Annotated in this window: 18 protein-coding genes, 1 tRNA gene and 1 pseudogene; 5 read left to right on the top strand and 15 right to left on the bottom strand. The window is 59.7% G+C overall.

The features are described from left to right. Positions 1-349: 349 nt before the first annotated feature. A complete protein-coding gene (locus VGN93_RS17775) occupies positions 350-1993 on the top strand; it encodes a DUF6119 family protein (RefSeq protein WP_327508489.1) in 1644 nt (547 codons plus the stop codon). A gap of 75 nt (positions 1994-2068) precedes the next feature. On the opposite strand, the gene VGN93_RS17770 is transcribed toward VGN93_RS17775, so the two are convergent. The 4 genes from VGN93_RS17770 to VGN93_RS17755 form a co-directional block, all read right to left on the bottom strand. Beyond that, positions 2069-2362, bottom strand: a complete 294-nt coding sequence (locus tag VGN93_RS17770) for a DUF3768 domain-containing protein (RefSeq protein ID WP_327508488.1) — start codon at positions 2360-2362, stop codon at positions 2069-2071. Continuing rightward, on the bottom strand, positions 2359-2607 hold the full coding sequence (locus tag VGN93_RS17765; protein WP_327508487.1) for a hypothetical protein: 249 nt from the start codon (positions 2605-2607) through the stop codon (positions 2359-2361). Before VGN93_RS17765 ends, VGN93_RS17770 begins: the two co-directional genes overlap by 4 nt. Positions 2608-3015: 408 nt before the next feature. Further along, positions 3016-3618 carry a hypothetical protein gene (locus VGN93_RS17760; RefSeq protein WP_327508486.1) on the bottom strand — a complete coding sequence of 201 codons (603 nt, stop codon included), beginning with the start codon at positions 3616-3618 and terminating at the stop codon, positions 3016-3018. A gap of 1 nt (position 3619) precedes the next feature. Beyond that, the gene (locus VGN93_RS17755; RefSeq protein ID WP_327508485.1) at positions 3620-5092 is read right to left on the bottom strand and encodes a hypothetical protein; all 1473 of its coding nucleotides are present in this window, start codon (positions 5090-5092) and stop codon (positions 3620-3622) included. A 248-nt stretch (positions 5093-5340) separates the two neighbouring features. Here VGN93_RS17755 and VGN93_RS17750 point away from each other — a divergent pair, with 248 nt between their 5' ends. The 3 genes and pseudogenes from VGN93_RS17750 to VGN93_RS17740 form a co-directional block, all read left to right on the top strand. Further along, positions 5341-5571 carry a hypothetical protein gene (locus VGN93_RS17750; protein WP_327508484.1) on the top strand — a complete coding sequence of 77 codons (231 nt, stop codon included), beginning with the start codon at positions 5341-5343 and terminating at the stop codon, positions 5569-5571. Positions 5572-5715: 144 nt separating this feature from the next. Continuing rightward, positions 5716-6060 carry a hypothetical protein gene (locus VGN93_RS17745; RefSeq protein WP_327508483.1) on the top strand — a complete coding sequence of 115 codons (345 nt, stop codon included), beginning with the start codon at positions 5716-5718 and terminating at the stop codon, positions 6058-6060. Then, positions 6057-7067 (top strand): annotated as a pseudogene (locus tag VGN93_RS17740) (recombinase family protein); the annotation flags it as partial. The gene VGN93_RS17745 and the pseudogene VGN93_RS17740, both read left to right, overlap by 4 nt. 72 nt (positions 7068-7139) lie before the next feature. On the opposite strand, the gene VGN93_RS17735 reads toward VGN93_RS17740, so the two are convergent. The 5 genes from VGN93_RS17735 to xylF form a co-directional block, all read right to left on the bottom strand. Then, positions 7140-7343, bottom strand: coding sequence for a hypothetical protein (locus VGN93_RS17735; protein WP_327508482.1), 204 nt, complete (start codon positions 7341-7343; stop codon positions 7140-7142). Between the two features lie 220 nt (positions 7344-7563). After that, a tRNA-Arg gene (locus VGN93_RS17730) sits at positions 7564-7640 on the bottom strand. 139 nt (positions 7641-7779) lie between these two features. Then, positions 7780-8565: an ATP-binding cassette domain-containing protein gene (locus tag VGN93_RS17725; RefSeq protein ID WP_327508481.1), complete on the bottom strand. Its 786-nt coding sequence runs from the start codon at positions 8563-8565 to the stop codon at positions 7780-7782. A 14-nt stretch (positions 8566-8579) separates the two neighbouring features. Further along, positions 8580-9893, bottom strand: coding sequence for a sugar ABC transporter permease (locus VGN93_RS17720; RefSeq protein WP_319324102.1), 1314 nt, complete (start codon positions 9891-9893; stop codon positions 8580-8582). 215 nt (positions 9894-10108) lie between these two features. After that, positions 10109-11149 (bottom strand): D-xylose ABC transporter substrate-binding protein, encoded by a 1041-nt coding sequence (xylF, locus tag VGN93_RS17715; RefSeq protein WP_327508480.1) that lies wholly within the window; start codon positions 11147-11149, stop codon positions 10109-10111. A gap of 244 nt (positions 11150-11393) precedes the next feature. On the opposite strand from xylF, the gene VGN93_RS17710 reads away from it, so the two are divergent. Then, positions 11394-12614 (top strand): ROK family transcriptional regulator, encoded by a 1221-nt coding sequence (locus VGN93_RS17710; protein ID WP_327508479.1) that lies wholly within the window; start codon positions 11394-11396, stop codon positions 12612-12614. 226 nt (positions 12615-12840) lie between these two features. Here the strand turns inward: VGN93_RS17710 and iolG are convergent, their stop codons facing one another. From iolG to VGN93_RS17680, 6 genes are all read right to left on the bottom strand, one after another. Further along, complete coding sequence (gene iolG / locus VGN93_RS17705) at positions 12841-13833, bottom strand: inositol 2-dehydrogenase (RefSeq protein ID WP_327508478.1); 993 nt, start codon at positions 13831-13833, stop codon at positions 12841-12843. A gap of 138 nt (positions 13834-13971) precedes the next feature. Further along, positions 13972-14991 carry an ABC transporter permease gene (locus tag VGN93_RS17700; protein ID WP_327508477.1) on the bottom strand — a complete coding sequence of 340 codons (1020 nt, stop codon included), beginning with the start codon at positions 14989-14991 and terminating at the stop codon, positions 13972-13974. 38 nt (positions 14992-15029) lie between these two features. Next, complete coding sequence (locus VGN93_RS17695; RefSeq protein ID WP_327508476.1) at positions 15030-16568, bottom strand: sugar ABC transporter ATP-binding protein; 1539 nt, start codon at positions 16566-16568, stop codon at positions 15030-15032. Between the two features lie 99 nt (positions 16569-16667). Then, positions 16668-17597 carry a sugar ABC transporter substrate-binding protein gene (locus tag VGN93_RS17690; RefSeq protein ID WP_319324108.1) on the bottom strand — a complete coding sequence of 310 codons (930 nt, stop codon included), beginning with the start codon at positions 17595-17597 and terminating at the stop codon, positions 16668-16670. A gap of 254 nt (positions 17598-17851) precedes the next feature. Next, a complete protein-coding gene (locus VGN93_RS17685) occupies positions 17852-18664 on the bottom strand; it encodes a TIM barrel protein (RefSeq protein ID WP_327508475.1) in 813 nt (270 codons plus the stop codon). A gap of 161 nt (positions 18665-18825) precedes the next feature. Then, on the bottom strand, positions 18826-19857 hold the full coding sequence (locus tag VGN93_RS17680; protein WP_327508474.1) for a LacI family DNA-binding transcriptional regulator: 1032 nt from the start codon (positions 19855-19857) through the stop codon (positions 18826-18828). Positions 19858-19861: the final 4 nt, after the last annotated feature.

Below are 19861 nucleotides of genomic sequence, written 5' to 3'. Positions count from 1 at the left end.
GTGGTTGATCGGCGATACGATCAGATGGTGCGGGACAGGCTCTAGGCCTGATCTGCGCCACAGCTGGGGGGGTGCAACGGGGGCGTGCAACGCCCCCTTGCCAAGATTGCGGGGGGTAGTACCCCGCACATCTTGCGATCAGCGGAATGAACTTATTGAACGAAATTAGCGCCATTGCCTTGCAGCTCTCAGGCCGTCCGACTTTCGTTAAAATGGCCTTAAGCATCCCGGCGCGGCCCACTTTTATTTTCCAGAACTTCGATCCGCGTCGCACCCCAAAAACAGGATTTGCGTTTCGGCATGCAACGTCACATTGTGATGCGGGGAGCATTCAGGTGAGGGGAAATCGATGGCAAAGAAGTCATATACGCTACATCTGGCAAAACCCGATGTTGAAGAATTCCATCAGGTGTTGTCCGAAAGCGCAGCCAGGAAGATCGGCACGCCGTCGGTACACGCAGTAGCCAAGCAAGACTTCGCTGAAGGCGCATGCCTCTACGTTTTCGACTCGCCAGAATTTCCACCCAAATGGCTAAGGGAGCTACGCGGCCATTTTCGCGTTCCCGGAAATATACAGACAAGCTCAGCCTGTGCAGTCCTTGTTTTCCGTCAATCGGAGCGAATTTTCGCGGCCACCTTTGCACATGGATGGATGTTGCTCGATGAAGATAACTTCGAGGGCGACTTTGGACTGCGCGCAGCGATCAACGCACTCGACGACGGTAAACTAAAACGGCTCGAACGCGCCAACCTCGGAGACGCGATGAGAGGGATATCTTTGTCGCCGTTCCAGCGCGACCTGCGCTCATTCGGTCTTGACGATGCTTTGGATCTCGTTCGGAAGGTGAGCGGTAAGACGCGGGATGACGCAACCGCAGATGCGCTCACGGGCGCCCGCTCGCTGAAAGTTACCGGTGAATACTCGCTCGATGACCTTCCTGCCATTGCGACCGAAGCGCTGGAGAACTTTACCGCAATCCGTTATCGAGAGACCGCCTTTCAGATACTCGACGTTGTGACCCCTATTCCAGATAGCCGCCTAATCTCGACACTGGACGATTTAGCCGCTCTGAGCATTCGGAACCTTCAGGAGGAGTTCGAACTCGGGCTTCCCGCCAATTATGAAGACGACGGCATCGCTTTTCGGTTCGCAGGACCCAGATTGCGTGGAAGGTTTCCCGACCTATTGCTACGCAATTACGTTTCAGCTCTAGGCGAAAAAATCCAACAAGTTGAAGCGCAAACCTTGAAAGAGCATAAGATCATCGCCGAGTTCGAAAACGACGGTCGGCCCGATCAAAAATGGACAATACGTAAGGCTCTCGTTGGCTCATTGGTTCACGAGGGCGGCCGCTACGCCGCAAACGAAGGTGAATGGTATCGCATCGATGAGATATTCAAAAACGCGATCGAGGAATCCTACGCGGACTTGATAGCAGACTGGGAAATTCAACCCGTCCCGCTTCGAAAAGAATATGACGAGGATGACAATGGCCGCTACCAGACAGAGGCTAGCTACAATGCAGAGCGCGCCGCCGCCCTGGGTTATGTGCCGCTCGACACGCGTAGCGTGAGAGTGCCGGGCGTTCAACGATCCGACTTCGAGCCGTGCGACATGCTGGATATTGCTCAAAAGCGCTTCATACACGTGAAGAAAAGCTCGCGCCGTTCCAGCGTCCTCAGCCACTTTTTCAAACAGGGCTCGAACGCGGCGCAAAATTTCAAACGCTATCCAGCGGCATGGGATCAGCTCGTTGAACTGACTGACCAAATTTCGGGCGTCGAGGCCTCAAACGCGCTCAGGCGAGCAATTGCGGATGCGGAAAGAAAATGGACGGTAGAATTTTGGATTGCCGATACTCCGCGTGTCAACGGTGCTTTCAATATTCCTTTTTTTAGCAAAATTTCGTTGCGCGACGAGGCTACAAGACTTGCCGCAATGGATTACCATGTGCGGATACGCTTTATCGGCCTGGAGGCTGTCGTCGTTTAGACAATAGCCACTGAGTACTGGAACACGAAAACACCAGCGGGGTATCCCGCCGGTGTTTGGTGTTGAGCGGACGGCTCAATATTCCGACGCCAGCATGATCGTTAGGACGCGCGCGGTGGCTTCGTGGTAGTAGTCGATCTTCCAGAAGACGCGACCTGCGTCGAGGTGGTCGATCGAGCCGAAGTCGTGTTCGCCGTACGGGTCATTGTCGGGGCCGAAATCGGAGAAGCAGCGGACTTGCGTCAGCACGTCTTCGCGAACATTTTCAGGCAAGGCGCGGAAGCCTTCGGTGAGGACCACCTTCCCCGTGAGGAAGGTGGTGCGCAGCAGATCGTTGAGATCGGCGATTTTGTGGGTCGGGAGGCTCATAGCAAGTCTCCTTGCGCGGGCTTCGCATCCACGGGCAGCAGGAAGAGGACGCCTTTGCGCTGCGCCAGTTCGACGGGGATGATGTCTAGGGTGAGGACACCGCCTTGCTTGCCGTTTCTACGCGGCCATACCGCGCCTATTTCCTTTGCGTGGGCGAGAATGTCCCTGTCGTCGTCGTCCTTGCCTAGGATGCGGGCGAAGGTGACGCGGTAGAGCGGCTTCGCGGGATTGTTTTTCGTGTTCATGTCGATTTCTCCTTTGTTCAAGGGCTGAACCATTCAGCCGATGGGCCGGAGAAATCAGGCCGGGACGAGAGTGGCTGTCATCGCCAACCCGGGAGCCGCGCCCGCGCGGCGAATGGAGCGGGCCGGCGCTTGATAGACACTCGCCGGCATGATGTGACGCCCATACGGTCGGCTGGACGGTCAGCCCGGGGAGAAACGGCACGAAGAACCGTAACAAAACCGCGAGCGCGGTTTCGCTGTCACTTGATCCGAGCGCGGATGTGGGCGATGTCTATACCCTTGGTTTCTATTCTCTATTCAAGCTCAACCATCCACGAGACCATAATATTGCGCGGCGCGAACAGTCATTACATTTGTTATTAAGTTAAACGAAGGCACGCAATGCAATTTCTACATAGAGAGCGGGGACTATTGAGGTTCGCTCGTTGTCTGCCTATGACGCCTATAGTAGCGAGCAGTTGCAAGACGGTTCCCTACCATTAACCCGGCATCAATGAGGAACTTATTCCATTGCGCCAAAGTAGGGAGATTAATCGACAGTTGGTTTTTGGGATCAGCTAGCCATCTATGTAAAGCTGAATATAAACTGGGATCGGCCGTGCGTAAATCAGCTTGGGTAAACCCGCGTCCAAGCCGTTCCCCATAAATCGTGGATATAAACGCCTCCGGTGAAAGCTCCTTAAGCCGATTGTGGTCTTTTCTGTCTAGCCATTTGACGATGCCGGGCTTCCTCAAAGTCTCCCGTGGCAATATCTCACGTACATTCTCAGCAACATACTTTTTCGTGGGCCGGGATAACAATGCCGCACGCACCCAATGATTGCCGGGGGCTAGTTCCGCTAAAATTTCGATAGCCTTCTCAATTCCAACTGCCTTCTGCATATCTGCTGCAGCGGACCGCGCCAGCTTTTCGCGCGCCGCAATTGAGAAACTGTTACCGAGTGACCTTTTTGACATCCAATTGAATTGCCTCCAACCCAATGGAGACTTAAACTTGTTAAGTATATACATATTATATATCCAGAAATACGGAAGTGTCAAATAGTCTACGGAAAGCTTTTTTCCTAACAAACCTCCCTTCCTTTGGGTCATTGTCAATTGATTTCGAGTACGCTATAGCTAATGATCCTGTTAAATCAATATAACGCCTGTTTTTCCTAGGGACTGATACGATAATATTTTCTATATTATCAGTTCTAAGTGCATCAGATAGCGGATATCCGTTGGTTAAATTCTTTAACTTTTCTTTAGTTTTTTCAATGACAGGAGAAGTGCAAAACCGCCCCGTAAGAAGTATTCTATCTGGAACCATCGCAGATAACGCCATTTGATGGACAATTTGAGAAATATAGTGAGAGTATATATCGACGCCCAAGGATTCTTTACTGGACTTGTCGTCCCCAATCACACTATTAAATAACGCCCTAGCAACATCCCCAACACCATCCTTGATAAGGCGCAGATAGATTTCACGCCATTCTGGAATAGGAGTTACATTTGGGTCACTAGGAAAAGCCCTTTCCAGAATGGATTTTTCTCCAATCATCCCTTCCAAGCAACTTCCGTGGAAGGGGCATACCCCGCGAAATCCATTATCGATATCGATATCATGTAAGGCTGGATAAATATGGCCCGTCTCTGGATGGCTGGCTCTCGTCGAAAACCGTCGGTCGGCTATAAAGGCGGAGTTTACGCCATTGTGAACGCGGACAAGCGCAATCCGCGTGGCGCCACCTAATTCTGCTTCTGGCATACAAACCGTAGCCGCAGCGGCGGCCACCGCATCATTCACCGCAATGAAGTTGACATTTACATCGGTTGGAAGCGACTGGGCCGCCTCGGCCCCAATGATGCCAGTGCAAATTTCCTCAATGACTTCTGTGAGGCTGAAATGCACGCGGCGGGTGCCGTCTGGGCCTTGCCAGACGATTTCTGGCTGCGTTGGCCAATCCCAAAGCGGAAGCTGTATAAGAATACTAGCGCCACGGACAACGCCAGCTACGCTTACCCCCAAACACTCGATATCCTCTAATGGCGACCGTCCAGAGTTTGCATAGTGAGCATGCAACTCCGTGAGAGCCTCCTGCATTAGCCCATACACTTCCTCATGATAGCCTCGTCCCTCAACGGGAATGCGGCGACTAAAGAAGTAATCCCTCCTACCGCCATTGGCGTTTGGGGATTTAGCAATGGAGTGCCTACCCGACACAAGAGTAGGGGGGTTCAATATCACCTCCGCAACCCCCTCTTCTGCAAGGTCTATGAATCGAAAATCAACTCTGTCTTCGATCGCAAAGGCGGCCACTGTATGCCGCCGCCGTGCAATTCGATTGCTTTGCATAAGACCTACTCCAAAAAGCGCGCACATGATCGACGTGAAGTCATGCATTCGCAAGTGACTTGACGTGCTCATAACGGTTTTTGGATAAAAGTGCCATTTCCTTAACAGGCGCTTCCACTGAGCCTCCAACACGCTGTCGTCCACTGTTTTCGCTAGTTAAATTAGCGGAAGCTGCAAAAAGCTCGTAGCAAAATCTGTAGGTTACAAAGACGTTAAAATGCTAATCGTTTTAATAGTGGCATAGTTTATTGCATGCTACGTAACGAATGATACTATGTGTCAAACGTTATGGTTTTTGATAACGCCGCCGTTTCCCGCAGGGCGACTATTGCGTTTCTAACTGCGGACAGTGGCTTGTGCAGGCTTGAATTCATCCTACTTCGGAGGCCGACATGAGATTTTTCTTAACCGAATACAAAGTCGCCAAACGCCTGAAACTCACTCTGAAAGAATGCGCCACATTGCGTGAATGGGACACCTTTCCCGTGGGCGTGCGTGTTGGCGGAGCCTGCCTCGCCGTTTATGACGCCGCCGAGGTCGAACAGTTCTTCATCGACAGTCGTCCCGGCGGGCGACTTCATCCCACCATCGAGTACCTGCTTGGCAGGGCTCTGGAAATGTAATGAAAGCGCCGCGCAAACCTTGCGCGGCGCTTCTTTTCTTGGAGCGACCCATCAAAATATAGGATTTTATTCCTTGACGCAGAACCGCTTCGATCTACCTCATTTTGCTCTCCAATAGGGGGGCGGCGGAAAAGGAGGCCGATTATGAATAGTACGACAATTAACGGCACCGATGCCAAAACCGTCATTGCAGAGGACAATGCCACATCTGCCCCGCCACCGCTCGAACTCGACACCGCCAAATACGCGCCGCTGGTCGCGGATTTGGACATGGATGAGGCCCAGACGCAGGCGATGCTGGAAGCCATTTGGTCTATCATGAAAGGCTTTGTCGATCTCGGCATCGACCTTCGCACCGTAGATTTCAGTGGGTCGATTTCCGGAACCTTCAACGAGCGCGCCGATACCGGCACGGATACGGTACAATCTTCTCATCCCACGACAACGGAGACAGACGCTACAACGACCGGAAAGGAAGGCCCCGCATGATTGATAACGAAACACAAAGAGACGCGATCATCTATTGCAGGGTGTCCGATCCCAAACAGGCTTCCGTGCGTGGGGATGGGCTGCACTCGCAGGAGCGGACATGCCGCGATTACGGCCTCAACAAGCGATACAACATCCGGCATGTGTTTGAGGACATGATGACGGGCGAGCGCGCAGACCGCCCCGGCCTAATCGAAGCGAAGAACTACATTCGCCGACACAAGGGCACGATTCTTATTATCGACCATCCGAACAGGCTGGGCCGCGACCTTCTGAACTATCTGCTTTTGCGTGAAGAGATCAGGAAGATGGGAGGCATTCTGGAATGCCCCGTCATGGAATTCGGCGATACCTCTTCATCCCTGCTGGTGGAAAACGTCGTCGCGAGCGTTTCGCAATATCAACGTCAGCACAACGCGGAGCAAACTAAAAGCCGGATGAAGGCGCGCGCTCTCAATGGATTCTGGGTTTTCCAGGCCCCCGCCGGATTTCTTTACAAGCGCGCCGGACGCGGCAAGATTCTTGTACGTGACGAGCCTGTGGCATCGGTGGTGCAGGAAGGCCTTGAGGGGTTCGCTTACGGTCGCTTTGAGACGCAAGCCGCCGTTCAGCATTTCCTACAGAACCATCCTTTGTTCCCCAAAGACGGTACAGGGATCGTGCGGCATTTCCGCGTTACGCAGATGCTGAATCAGCCGCTCTACGCGGGGTACTTGGAATTGCCCGATTGGGACGTGTCTCTGCGGCCCGCAGAGCACGAAGGGCTTATCAGCTTCCAGACCTACCAGAAGATACAAGAACGCCTGCATGGCGGCATCTATGCGCCGCGCAAGCGCAATGTGAACGAAGACTTCCCTTTGCGCGGGTTTGTCATGTGCAGTTGCGGAACGCCTTTGACCGCTTGCTGGTCGAAGGGCTCGCATGGCAAATACCCGTATTACCTCTGCCCGAAGCGCGGATGCGAGAATTACGGCAAGTCTATCCGCCGCGATAAGATCGAAGGCGAGTTCGAGGCCCTGCTTGCAAGTGTCCAGCCGAGCGAAAGCCTGTTCAAGGTCGCGCGGGCGATGTTCAAGGATTTATGGGATCATCGCGCCGCGCAAACGCAAAGCCAGACAAAGGCGCTCGGTGCGCAACTCGTCAAAATCGACCGCGAGGTGAATCAGTTCCTCCAGCGCATTGTCGAAACGAACATGCCCGCTGTTATATCGGCCTATGAGGAACGCATTCGCAAGCTGCAAGAAGAGAAGATTGCCGCGCAGGAAAAAATGGCAAACGGACACCGACCTGCCGCCAGCTTCGACGAAGCACTTAGAACGGCGCTCGACTTTATCTCAAGTCCTTGGAATATATGGAAGAAAGGTAATTTAGAAGACAAGCGGACAGTACTAAAACTAACCTTCCCGAAGCCCCTGCAATACACGCGAAATGAAGGTTTTAGAACGATAGACTTATCGTTACCGTTCAAGATGTTAGCGCAGATTTCCGGTGAGAAAAAAGATATGGCGCACCCGGCAGGATTCGAACCTGCGACCTTTGGAATCGGAATCCAACACTCTATCCAGCTGAGCTACGGGTGCTTGCCTTGGCGATGACTCGCCTGTCCGATGAGAGGGTTCTTAGCCTAGGTGAGGGCGGGCTTCAATCGGGAAAATGCGGAAAGGCGTTCTGTTTCGTGGTGCGGGCCGCCCTCTGTTGCCGGCGGCCCGCACTGATTGCTCAGGCGGTCTGCATGGCGCCGGGGCCGGGGATGGCTTTGGCCGGCACCTTGCCGAGGATGATCATGCCGAGCACTTCGTCCTTGGTGACGTCCTCGGTGCGGGCGTGGCCGACGACCTGGCCGTTCTTCATCACTGACACGCGATCCGCGAGGTCGAAGACGTCGTGGATGTCGTGGCTGATCAGGAAGATGCCGATGCCTTCCTTCTTCAATTGCTTGATGAGCTCGCCGACCTGGGCCGTTTCCTGTGGGCCAAGTGCGGCCGTCGGCTCGTCCATGATGAGGATGCGGGCGTCGAAGAGGATGGCGCGGGCGATCGCCACCGACTGGCGCTGGCCGCCGGAGAGCGCCTTCACCGGCTCCTTGAAGCGCTGGAAGTTGGGGTTGAGGCGGCCCATCACTTCGCGGGTCTTCGCCTCCATCGCGACGTCGTCGAGCGTGCCCCAGGGGGTGCGCAGTTCCCGGCCGAGATAGAGGTTGGCGGCAGCGTCGACATTGTCGGCGACGGCCAGCGTCTGGTAGATCGTCTCGATGCCGTATTTCTTGGCGTCGCGCGGGTTGTTGATCTCGGCCGGTTCGCCGTTGATCAGGATCTCGCCGCCATCGCGCTTGTAGGCGCCGGAGAGAGCCTTGATCAGCGTCGACTTGCCGGCGCCGTTGTGGCCGAGAAGCGCCACGACTTCGCCGGGATAGAGATCGACCGAGGCATTGTCCACGGCGTGGATGCCGCCGAAGGAGATGGAAATGTTCTTCATTTCCACGAGGGGCGTACGGGTGTCCGTCATTGGTCCAACTCCTCTTACTTGGCGCGGGCGCGGTAGACCGTGTCGAGCCAGACGGCGACGACAAGGACCATGCCCACCACGATGCGCTGGAACGGGGTATCGATGCCGACCAGCACCATGCCCGATTGCAGCGATTGCATGACGAGGGCGCCGAGCATGGCGCCGGCGATTGTGCCCATGCCGCCGCCAAGCGAGGTGCCGCCGATGACGGCTGCGGCGATGGTGTAGAGCTCGTCGAGCTCGCCCTGCGCGTTGGTCGCGGCATTGAGGCGGGCGGTGGAGATGGCGGCGGCGATGGCGCAGAGAATGCCCATCAGCGCGAAGATTTTCACCGTCACCCAGCGGGTCTTGATGCCCGCGAGTTCCGCCGCCTCCTGGTTGCCGCCGATGGCGAAGACATAGCGGCCGAAGCGCAGGCGCGTCGAGATGAAGGTCATGACGATGCCGACGACGATGGCGATGAGCACCGGGATGGCGATGCCGTGCGGGATGAACAGGCCGCCGTCCGGCCAGGCAATGCCGTTGGCGTCGGCATATTTGCGGGCGATGGCGACGGGCCAGGGGTAGCTGTTGACGACGGCGATGGCGCCGAGCACCAGGGCGCAGCCGACGGCGGTCAGGAAATACTCCGCCCACATCGGGCGCTGCGGGAAGCCGAAGCGCTGGCGCTGTTTGCGCGAATTGATGATGGTGGCGACGATGGCGATGCAGGCGAGGATGCCGACGACCCAGCTCGCCGTGGCGCCGATCGAGCCTTCGGTGCCGCCGCCCATCAGGCGGAAGGTCGAGTCCATCGGGGCGACCGTTCGGCCGCTGGTGACGAACCAGGTGGCGCCGCGCCAGACGAGCAGGCCGCCGAGCGTGACGATGAAGGAGGGCACGTTGAGGAAGGCGATGATCGAGCCGTGCAGCGCGCCGATGGCGGCGCCCAGCGTGATGCCGGCGAGAAGCGTCACGATCCAGATGGCGGGATGGTTGAAGCCGAGCAGTTGCGGCAGCAGTTCGGCCTGCAGCACGCCCATGCTCATGCCGACGAAGCCGAGGATGGAGCCGACGGAAAGGTCGATGTTGCGCGTGACGATGACGAGCACCATGCCGGTCGCCATCACGGCGACGGAGGCGGTCTGGACGGAGAGGTTCCAGAGGTTGCGCGGCGTCAGGAACAGGCCGCCGGACAGAATGTTGAAGCCGATCCAGATGATCAGCATGGCGCCGACCATGCCGAGCAGACGCGTGTCGATCTCGGTTGCGCGGAAGAAGCGTTTTACCGGGTTCTCGCTTGCCGATCGCGCGCGATTGGCTTGTGCGGTAGTCGTGATGTCGGCCATGGCTTTGCCGTCCCCCCACTTTTGTTGACGTGTTCTTCGGGCGTGGTCTGAAGTTCAAGCGGGATGTTACGGAAAACCGGTTCCCACTTTTCCGCATCCCGCTTCGAGGATATCGCCGCCTTCATCCTCCGCCCGCTGCCCATCTTGCGCAAGCGCCGCAACGTTTGACGTTGCGGCGCCTGGCGATGGTCAGATCAGTACCGGATGGCGGCTGCTCAGTTGCAGGCTGCGACCGAGCCGGCGGCAACGCCCTGGCAAGCCGTTTCCTTCGGGATCCAGCCGGCGTCGATGACGACGTTCAGGTTGTCCTTGGTGATCGGCAGCGGGGCCAGGAAGACCGACTTCATTTCGACGCCCTTCGGGCCGCCGTTGAAGGTGGTCACGCCTTCGATTTCGTCCATGGTCTTGCCGCTGGCGAGCGTTGCCGCAATTTCCGCGGCGCGCTTGCCGAGTTCACGGCTGTCCTTCCAGACGGAGACGGTCTGGGTGCCGAGTGCCACGCGGTTCAGCGCGGCGTGGTCGGCGTCCTGGCCGGAGACCGGTACGGAGCCGGCGAGGCCCTGTGCCGTCAGGGCCGCGATCGCGCCGCCAGCCGTGCCATCGTTCGAGGCGACGACCGCGTCGACCTTGTTGTCGTTCGCCGTCAGGAACTGTTCCATGTTCTTCTGGGCGTTTTCCGGCTTCCAGCCATCGGTATAGGCTTCGCCGACGGTCTTGATCTTGCCGGCGTCGATCGCTTCCTTCAGCACTTCCTGCTGGCCAGCGAAGAGGAAGTCGGCATTCGGGTCGGACGAGGAGCCCTTGATGAAGACGTAGTTGCCTTCCGGCTTCACCTTGAACACTTCGCGGGCCTGCATGCGGCCGACTTCCTTGTTGTCGAAGGTGATGTAGAAGGCGGCCGGGTTTTCGATCAGGCGGTCGTAGCCGACGACCGGGATGCCTTCAGCGGCGGCCTTTTCGATGGCCGGGCCGATGGCTTCCGAATCCTGGGCGAGAACGATGATGGCGTTTGCGCCCTGGGCGATCAGCGATTCGACGTCGGTCAGCTGCTTTGCGGCGGACGACTGGGCGTCAGCCGAAATGTATTTGTCGCCGGAAGCTTCGAGTGCTGCCTTGATGGCGGCTTCGTCGGTTTTCCAGCGCTCTTCCTGAAAGTTCGACCAGGAAACGCCGACCACGAGGTCCTTGGCGTGTGCAACGGAATGCAGGGAAACGATGACGGCAGCCCCTGCCATCAGCTTCAAAACGAATTTCATATTATCCTCCCAAGTGAACACCGGCCGCCTGGACGAACCTCCCGTCCAATCAACGACCGGCCACGATCTTACTGTCTCGATACCCCTCCCGACGGTGCCGGGACTTTTTTCTCGACAGTCGAGAAAATAAATGTCAGAAGTTTTTCGGGCTGTCAACAAGGCTTTGAAACCCTTGATAGGCGGCACGGCAGATGCTTTGGGAGGAGCATGTGTTGCGGCATGTGAAAGCGAGTGGGAATCGGGGATGCTGACCAAGTCGAGCACTGAGCTTGTGCGGCAGCAGAACAGCGCGCTCGTTCTGGCATCGCTGCGGCGGCACGGACCGCTCGCGCATACCGATATTTCCCAGCATACCGGGCTCGCCTCGGCGACGGTTTCGGCGATCACCACGGAACTTGAAAAGGCCGCGGTGCTTGAGCGGCGCGAGCAGCAGGTGTCGGCCGCACGCGGGCGGCCACGCGTCATCTTCGGCCAGCGGCGGGCCGCCGGTTATCTCGTCGCGGCGCGCATCTCTTCCGACATCGTGCAATATTCGCTCGCCGATTACGGCGGCACGCTGTTGGACCGGTTCGAGGAGGTGCGCAACCACACGGATGTTTCGACTGGACCCTTTGCGGCGGCCTTCGTTGCGGCGCTTGACAAGCTGGTGCATCGGTCTGCGATCGACCGGAGCCAAGTGCTGGTGGTGTCGATCAGCAGCAAGGGCCTCGTCGATCCTGCCTCGGCGCGTCTCGTCTGGTCGCCGGTGTTCGGGTCTGAGCAGGTCGATTTTGCGGCGCTGCTGAAGCCGGACTGGCGGGCGAAAATCCTGCTCAGCAACGAGACGCTGCTTGTCGCGCACGCCATGGCGCTGCGCATGGAGAAGGCGGGCGTGGAAAACCTGCAGGCGGTTGCGGCGCTGTCGCTCGGCCACAGCATCGGGCTTGGTATTGCGCGGTTCGATCGCTCCGGCGAACTTTTGGTCACGGCGCCGAATTTCGGGCACATGCTGAATTCGTCGGATGGAAAATTGTGCCGCTGCGGCGCGCAGGGCTGCATCGAGGCGTCCGCCGGTTTCTACGGCATCCTGCGCACGGCCTTCGAAGTGCCGCCGGATACGATCCCCGCAAAGTTCGTGCCGCTCGCCGAGATGGACAAGATCGCGCTACGCGCCCGCCAGGGCCACCGCATGTCCGAATATGCCTTCCGTCAGGCGGGCCTTGCGCTGGGGCAGGGGCTGTCGCGCATGGTGAGCCTCTACGAAAACATGCCGATCGCCATCACCGGGCCGGGCACACGCTATTTCGATCTGATCCATCGCGGTCTGGAGGAGGGGCTCGCGCAGTCGCAGCAGGTGCGCCTGTTCGGTGCACCACCCATCTCCGTCGTACCGGAAGAGGCGACCCTGGTGCTGGAGGGGCATCTCGACCGGGCTTTGGCGGAGATGGATCATGATATTATTTCAACCAAGACCGATGGGAGTTGATGGGCTGCGGGATGTCGGGTCCGATGGTCGAGGCACCAACCTCTCCTCCGTCATCCTCGGGCTTGACCCGAGGATCCACGTAGCACGGGCATGCCTTGAGTTTGTGGCATGGATCCTCGGGTCAAGCCCGAGCCCGAAGATGACAGAGGAGAGTGAGGAGGGAGCCCCCGACAAAAAAGACCGGGCGACAAAATCGCCCGGCCAGTTGCTTGGGAGGTATTTTCCGTCAGGCGACGGAGATCAGGCGCTTTTCCTGGACGGACTTCACGGCCGCGTCGGCCAGCGCCAGTGCGGCAAGGCCATCGGCGCCCGAGGGCGAGATGGTGGCGCCCTTTTCGATTGCCGCGATGAAGGCGGCGATCTCGTTGGCGTAGGCTTCCGTGTAGCGGGTCATGAAGAAGTCGTGCAGGGGCGGGCGGGTGTAGCCGTCGCCGTTGGCGATTTCGATGGAGACCGGGCGCTGGTTTTCGGCGGCGACCATGCCCTTCGAGCCGTGCACCTCGATGCGCTGGTCGTAGCCGTAGGTGGCGCGCCGCGAGTTGGAGATGATGGCCTGCTTGCCGGATTCGGTCTGGAGGATGACGGAGACGCTGTCATAGTCGCCGGCCTTGCCGATTTCGGGATCGACCAGCACGGCGGCGGTTGCCGAGACGGAGACGACCTCTTCACCGAGCAGGAAGCGGGCCATGTCGAAATCGTGGATCGTCATGTCGCGGAAGATGCCGCCGGAGCGCTTGATATAGTCGACCGGCGGGGCGCCGGGGTCGCGGGACGTGATGGTGACCATCTCGACGTCGCCGATGCGGCCGTCGTCGATCGCCTGCTTGACGGCCATGAAATGCGGATCGAAACGGCGGTTGAAGCCGACCATCAGCTTGCCCTTGGCGCCTTCCACCACCTTCATGCAGGCGCGCACGCGCTCGACGTCGAGGTCGATCGGCTTTTCGCAGAAGATCGCCTTGCCGGCGCGCGAAAAGCGCTCGATCAGGTCGGCATGGGTGTCGGTCGGCGTGCAGATCACGACGGCGTCGATGTCCTTGGCGGCCTCGATCGCCTCGATCGTGCGCACATCGCAGCCATATTGCCTGGCGATGGCGTCGGCGGCGGCGGGGAAGGCGTCGGCGACGGCGACGAGCACGGCGTCCGCATTGCCGGTCACGGCCTTGGCATGCACCTTGCCGATGCGGCCGGCACCTAGAAGACCAAATCTTACAGTCATGTTGTCCTCGTTATGTGTGGGAGGGGGTAGGCAATAGGCAATAGGCAGTAGGGGATAGTAAGCCGCTGAGGAAGCCTGCATTTCTACTGCCGACTGCCGACTGCCTACTGCCTACTGCCTACTGCCTATTTGCCCAATCTACGTCTTGCGCTTCTTCTGGCGATAGACGTCGACGACGACGGCGGCGACGATGATCACGCCCTTGACGATCTCTTGGTAGAAAGCATCGACGCGCAGGAAGGTAAAGCCAGATGTCATGACGCCGAGGATGACGGTGCCGATGACCGTGCCGGTGATGCGTCCGACGCCGCCGGCAAGCGAGGTGCCGCCGATGACGGTCGCGGCAATCGCGTCGAGTTCGTACATCACGCCCATGCCGGCCTGCGCCGTCTGGGCACGCGCCGCGGTGACGACACCGGCAAGGCCAGCGAGCGCGCCGGCGATGGCGTAGACCTTCACGAGGTGCGATTCGACATTGATGCCGGAGACGCGGGCGGCCTGCACGTTGGCGCCGATCGCATAGGTGAACTTGCCGTAGCGGGTGTAGCGCAGCGCGATGTGGAAGATCACGGCGACGACGAGGAAGATGACGACGGGCCAGATGCCGGTGCCGATGAAGCTGAACTGATCGCTGAGGCCCGAGACCGGCTGGCCTTTCGTGTACCACTTGGAGATACCGCGCGCCGACACCATCATGCCGAGCGTGGCGATGAAGGGCGGGATCTTCGTCCTGGCGATGAGCTGGCCGTTGACGAAGCCGGCGAGCAGGCCGACGCCGATGCCGAGCGCCACCGGCACGATGACGGGCATGTCGGTCAACGAGGGATAGAGCGCGCGCGGCCAGGTGGAGGCCTGCGCAAGGCTCGCCGAGAACATGGCGGTCATGCCGACCACCGAGCCGGAGGACAGATCGATCCCGCCGGTGATGATGACCTGCGTGACGCCGACGGCGATGATGCCGATGACGGAGACCTGCAGGATGATGATCGTCAGGCGCTGCGTGTTCATCAGGAAGCTCTGGCCGACGAAAATCCAGCCGAGGATTTCGTAGACCAGCGCGATGCCGACGAGGACGAGAAAGATGCTGAGTTCCGGCGGGAGCCGGCGGGCAGTCTTCTGCGCGGCGGCTTGAGCCTGCGCGGCGGAATTCGTGCTCATGATTACCTCCCTTGCGGCCGCTTGGGCGACCTTAAAACTTACTGGGCAGCCAGTTCCATCACCGCGACCTGCGTGGCGTCGGCGCGGTCGAGGATGCCGGTGACGCGGCCCTCGTGCATGACCATCACGCGGTCGCTCATGCCGAGCACTTCCGGCATTTCCGACGAGATCATGATGACGGCGACGCCGTCGCGGGCGAGCTCGGTGACGAAGCGGTGGATTTCCGCCTTGGCGCCGACATCGATGCCGCGGGTCGGCTCGTCGAGGATGAGGATGCGCGGATGGGTGAGCAGCCAGCGGCCGATCAGCACCTTCTGCTGGTTGCCGCCCGACAGGTTCTCGATGCGCTCCGACAGGTTCGGCGTCTTGACGCGCAGCTTCTTGCTCATCTCCTCGCAGACCTTGGTCAGCGCACCCTCCGACACGAAGCCGTTCTTGACGAACTTGTCCTGAAGCACCGCGATCTGCATGTTTTCCAGCACGTCGAGGATCAGCAGACAGCCGGTTTCCTTGCGGTCTTCCGTGAGGAAGGCCATGCGGTTGCGGATCGCGGTGTTCGGGCTGTCGATGGTGACCTTTTTGCCGTTGATCTCGATCGTACCCGAGGTCGCCGGCGTCACGCCGAAGATGGTTTCCGCGACGTTCGAGCGGCCGGAGCCGACGAGGCCGGCCAGTCCCAGGATTTCGCCTGCGCGCACATCGAAGGACACGTCGTGGAAGACACCCTTGAGCGAGAGGTTCTTGACAGACAGCACGACGTCGCCGATCGGCACCTCTTCCTTCGGGAACATCTGGGTGATCTCGCGGCCGACCATCATGCGGATGATGTCGTCGCGCGTCACGTCGGTGGAGGCATGCGTGCCGATATATTTGCCGTCGCGGAACACCGAGAATTCATCGGCGATCTCGAACAGCTCGTTCATCTTGTGGGTAATGTAGACGATGCCGATGCCCTGCGAACGCAGGTCCCGGATGATCGTAAAGAGGTGTTCCACCTCGCGCTCGGTCAGCGCCGAGGTCGGCTCGTCCATGATCAGCACGTCGGATTCGTAGGAGACGGCCTTGGCGATCTCGACCATCTGGCGGTTGGCGACCGAAAGGTCGCGCACCTGGACTTCCGGGTCCATGACGATGTTGAGGCGCTTGAAGAGTTCGGCCGTCTTGCGGTGCATCTCGCCGTGATCGACGAAGCCGAAGCGGTTCTTCGGCTCGCGGCGGATCCAGATGTTTTCCGCCACCGTCATGAAGGGCATCAGGTTGAGTTCCTGATGGATCATGGCAATGCCGTTTTCCAGCGCATCGAGCGGCGAGCGGAGCCGGATCTTCTGGCCCTTCAAGAGCACCTCGCCCTGGTCCGGCGTGTAGATGCCGGCAAGGATCTTCATCAGCGTGGATTTGCCCGCACCGTTTTCGCCCATCAGGGCATGCACGGTGCCGCGCTTCAGCTTGAACTGGACGTCATCGAGGGCGACGACGCCGGGGAATTCCTTGCGGACACCTTCCGCGGACAAGAGATATTCGGCATTCGGAATGGCGCCGCTGGCACGAACCGCGGCCATGGTGGTCGGACTGACCATCGTCCCCTCCCTCGCAACCTGAAACGGGTCGGACGCGCGCACGCCTGCGTGCGCGCGTCCTTCATGGTCTATGTTCTTTTCAAGCGGCCGGTGAGCCGGTCAGTTCTTCGACTGGAAGTCGGCGATGTTGGCCGGGGTCACGAGCTGGAAGGGGATGTAGACCTTCGTCTCGACCTTTTCGCCCTTGGCGAGCTTCAGCGCGGTATCGACCGAGCCCTTGCCCTGGCCGGCCGCATCCTGGAACACCGTTACGTCGAGGTCGCCCGCAGCCATGGCGGCTAGTGCATCCTGCGTGGCATCGATGCCGGCGACGACGACGCTGTCCATCGAGCGGCCGGCGGCCTTCAACGCCTGGATGGCGCCGATCGCCATTTCGTCGTTGTTGGAGATGACGGCATCGAATTCCAGGCCGGCGGAGAGCCAGTTGGTCATCAGGTCGGAGCCCTGGGTGCGCGACCAGTTGGCGGTCTGCTCCTCGACGATTTCGAGGCCCTTGCACTCGTCGGTCGCAATCACGTCCTTGACGTCCTGCGTGCGCATGCGGGCGGCCTGGTTGGAAAGCTCGCCCATCATGACGACGACCTTGCCCTTGCCGTTCAGGAGCCGGCAGACTTCCTTGGTTTCCAGCGTGCCGGATTCCATTTCGTTGGAGGCGACGAAGGCCTGCTTTTCCGGCAGTTCGTTGACGTTGACCGGCTCGCGGTTGACGTAGACGAGCGCGATGCCGGCGTCGGCCGCAGCCTTCGACATGGCGGCGGTCGCGTCGGTGTCGACCGGGTTCACGATGATGGCGCTGACGCCGGAGGCGATGAAGTTCTGGATCTGGCTCTGCTGCTTGGCGACGTCGTTCTGTGCGTCCTCGATCTGCAATTCGACGCCATCGAGCGTCTTGGCATAGTCGGACATGCCGTTGCGCAGGACGGTCAGGAAGTTGTCGTCGAACTGCGCCATCGTCACGCCGATCGTCTCGGCATGGGCGGCGGTGGACATCATGACGGCGAGCGCCGAGCCAAGAATGAATTTTTTCATGTCGTTCTCCTCCTCAACGTGGTGTCCGGTCGCACCACAGACTGATCCGGATGGCGCGTCCTTTCGGGGCCGGCCGACCCTCGCTCCTCCCGGGAGGCAGGGGTCAAAACAGAATAAACAAACCGCGAATTCCGTCTTACGGAATGTTTATTCCATTTTCCGCGGGGAACGTCAAGCCTGTTCCATTTTTTCCGTCGCGGGGTTCATTCTGCTTGGGGAAAAGTGCCGGCGGAACGCCCGCCGGCGACCAGCTTTCAAGTGTTTTCGCGCAGGAAGGCAATGCTTTCGGCGACCGCCGCGTGCGGGTCTCTAACGTCGTGCACGGCCGCCGAGAAGGGCTCGAAGGAGAGCGGGCCGCTATGGCCGGCAGCAAGCAAGGCATTGATCTGGCCGATATTTCCAAGCCGATCCGCCGGGCCGACGAGAACGCGGTGACCGTCGCGCATGTCGGAAACGGCGACGGCGGGGTCCTCGACGCCGGAAATATGGACGAGGCCGGTGAGGTCGGCGAAGAGATCGGGTTCGCCGGCCAGATGATGGTGGAACGTGTCGTGCACCAGACGGAATGTCTGTTCTCCGCCGACGGCCTTGATGGCCTCCACGGCCTCGCGCTTGGAGCGCAGCGAGCAGATCTCGAAGCCGAGCGGTTCGACGAGGCCGATGATGCCGGCGGCATCCAGCAGGGGTTTCAGCGCGGTCAGCGCTTCACGAAGATTCGCCTGCCGCTCGCCGTCCGCCTGGCCGGTGCCGTCGTTCTTCGGCACGAGCACGAGTGCGCGCGCACCGCAGGCGCTCGCATAGTCGATGAGCTCCTTGGCCTCCGCGGCGCGGGCCGGGGTCCATTCGTTGAAGCGCTGGAGGGCGTTGATCGAGATGATGGTGACGCCGTGGCGCGCGGCGAGCGCCTTCACCTCGGCCGGCGTCGTGCCGTCGAGGATGGCGTTGCCGTCAAGGTCGTTGCGGATTTCGACGGCCGTCATGCCGAGCGAGACGGCCAGCGCGAAGAAGGCGTCGAGCGTCAGCGCGGGCGCCGTCATGTGGTTGAGGGCGAAAGTCAGGGCGGGCATGGAATGGGTCCTCCGGTCTTCGAGGCGGCGACAGGGTGGCCTCGCATGCACGCATGAGGATCGGGACGCATTTCGCGAAGGTCAAAGCCGAAGGCCGTGAAGGCGCTCTCATTGCTGAGAGATTAGCAGCGGGGGATGATGGAAAACCATCATCTTCCGCCTCAGATATTTTCCGGCACGAAGATGTCGAATGGCAGGAATGTCTGGCCAGGCACGGCGTTTCCACCCTTCTCGATGGCGGTGATCATCAGCGTGACGAGTTCGCGGCACAGCGCCGCGAGCGGCGTATGGATGGCCATGGTGACCACGTCGTCGGCAAGCCCCGCCTTCGATTCCGGAGTCAACTCGTTGACGATCAACTGCACCTTTCCCGCATAACCCTCTTCCCGCACAGCGGAAATCGCCCCCTCCATGCCGCCGCCGGCGACGTAGAGGCCGACCAGATCGGGGTGCTGCGCCAGCAGGTTGGCGGTCGCCTCGTGGGTGATTTCGCTGGTGTCGAGATTGACCAGCGTGTCGAGCACCTCGAAGCCTTCGCCCTTCTCGCGGAAGAAGGAGCGGAAGCCGATCTCGCGCAGTTCATGGCCGTGGAAGCGGTGGCTGCCGACGAAGATCGCCACCTTGCCGGGGCGCTTGGCGCCCTTGGCGATCATCCAGGCGGCCGTGCGCCCGACCTTCATGTTGTTGAGGCCGATATAGCCCTGGCGCACGTCCATGGCGAAGTCGGAGAGCAGGCAGAACAACGGAATGCCCCGGCTTTTCAGGTCTTCCACCATGGTCGTCGTCGCCGGGTAATCCGGCGCCACGACGGCGAGCGCCTGGTTGCGGGTCGAGAGCTGGCGCAGCATTTCGGCCATCGCGGCGGGCGTCTGCGTGGGGATGAAATCGATCTGCGGCACGATGCGCGCGGTGGTGCAGGCATTGCAGGCGATTTCGACCTCGCGGGCAAAGTTCTGGTAGAAAGCCTGGTTGGGGCGCTGGAAGCTGAAGCCCAGCCGGTACTGCGGCAGGTCCTCGAAGACACGCTGCCGGATGAGGCCGAGCGCGTGATAGCCGATGGCATTGGCGGCGTCATAGACCCGGCGCGCCGTTTCCTCGCGCACCTTGTGGCGGCCGTTCAGCACGCGGTCGACGGTCGCGACGCTGACGCCGGCTGCTTTGGCGAGATCCGTAATGGTGGGCCGCGATGCCATGTTC

The organism is Shinella sp., from assembly GCF_035998705.1.
In the GTDB taxonomy this organism is placed as follows: domain Bacteria; phylum Pseudomonadota; class Alphaproteobacteria; order Rhizobiales; family Rhizobiaceae; genus Shinella.
Note: the sequence above shows the minus strand (reverse complement) of the source record. Positions and strands in the feature narration are given on the sequence as shown.

What these genes read in the sequence shown, in the direction of transcription:
- VGN93_RS17775 (WP_327508489.1), top strand. Translation starts at nt 350, where the DNA reads ATGGCAAAGAAGTCATATACGCTACATCTGGCAAAACCCGATGTTGAA.
- VGN93_RS17770 (WP_327508488.1), bottom strand. Translation starts at nt 2,362, where the DNA reads ATGAGCCTCCCGACCCACAAAATCGCCGATCTCAACGATCTGCTGCGC.
- VGN93_RS17765 (WP_327508487.1), bottom strand. Translation starts at nt 2,607, where the DNA reads ATGAACACGAAAAACAATCCCGCGAAGCCGCTCTACCGCGTCACCTTC.
- VGN93_RS17760 (WP_327508486.1), bottom strand. Translation starts at nt 3,618, where the DNA reads ATGTATATACTTAACAAGTTTAAGTCTCCATTGGGTTGGAGGCAATTC.
- VGN93_RS17750 (WP_327508484.1), top strand. Translation starts at nt 5,341, where the DNA reads ATGAGATTTTTCTTAACCGAATACAAAGTCGCCAAACGCCTGAAACTC.
- VGN93_RS17745 (WP_327508483.1), top strand. Translation starts at nt 5,716, where the DNA reads ATGAATAGTACGACAATTAACGGCACCGATGCCAAAACCGTCATTGCA.
- VGN93_RS17725 (WP_327508481.1), bottom strand. Translation starts at nt 8,565, where the DNA reads ATGACGGACACCCGTACGCCCCTCGTGGAAATGAAGAACATTTCCATC.
- VGN93_RS17720 (WP_319324102.1), bottom strand. Translation starts at nt 9,893, where the DNA reads ATGGCCGACATCACGACTACCGCACAAGCCAATCGCGCGCGATCGGCA.
- xylF (WP_327508480.1), bottom strand. Translation starts at nt 11,149, where the DNA reads ATGAAATTCGTTTTGAAGCTGATGGCAGGGGCTGCCGTCATCGTTTCC.
- VGN93_RS17710 (WP_327508479.1), top strand. Translation starts at nt 11,394, where the DNA reads ATGCTGACCAAGTCGAGCACTGAGCTTGTGCGGCAGCAGAACAGCGCG.
- iolG (WP_327508478.1), bottom strand. Translation starts at nt 13,833, where the DNA reads ATGACTGTAAGATTTGGTCTTCTAGGTGCCGGCCGCATCGGCAAGGTG.
- VGN93_RS17700 (WP_327508477.1), bottom strand. Translation starts at nt 14,991, where the DNA reads ATGAGCACGAATTCCGCCGCGCAGGCTCAAGCCGCCGCGCAGAAGACT.
- VGN93_RS17695 (WP_327508476.1), bottom strand. Translation starts at nt 16,568, where the DNA reads ATGGTCAGTCCGACCACCATGGCCGCGGTTCGTGCCAGCGGCGCCATT.
- VGN93_RS17690 (WP_319324108.1), bottom strand. Translation starts at nt 17,597, where the DNA reads ATGAAAAAATTCATTCTTGGCTCGGCGCTCGCCGTCATGATGTCCACC.
- VGN93_RS17685 (WP_327508475.1), bottom strand. Translation starts at nt 18,664, where the DNA reads ATGCCCGCCCTGACTTTCGCCCTCAACCACATGACGGCGCCCGCGCTG.
- VGN93_RS17680 (WP_327508474.1), bottom strand. Translation starts at nt 19,857, where the DNA reads ATGGCATCGCGGCCCACCATTACGGATCTCGCCAAAGCAGCCGGCGTC.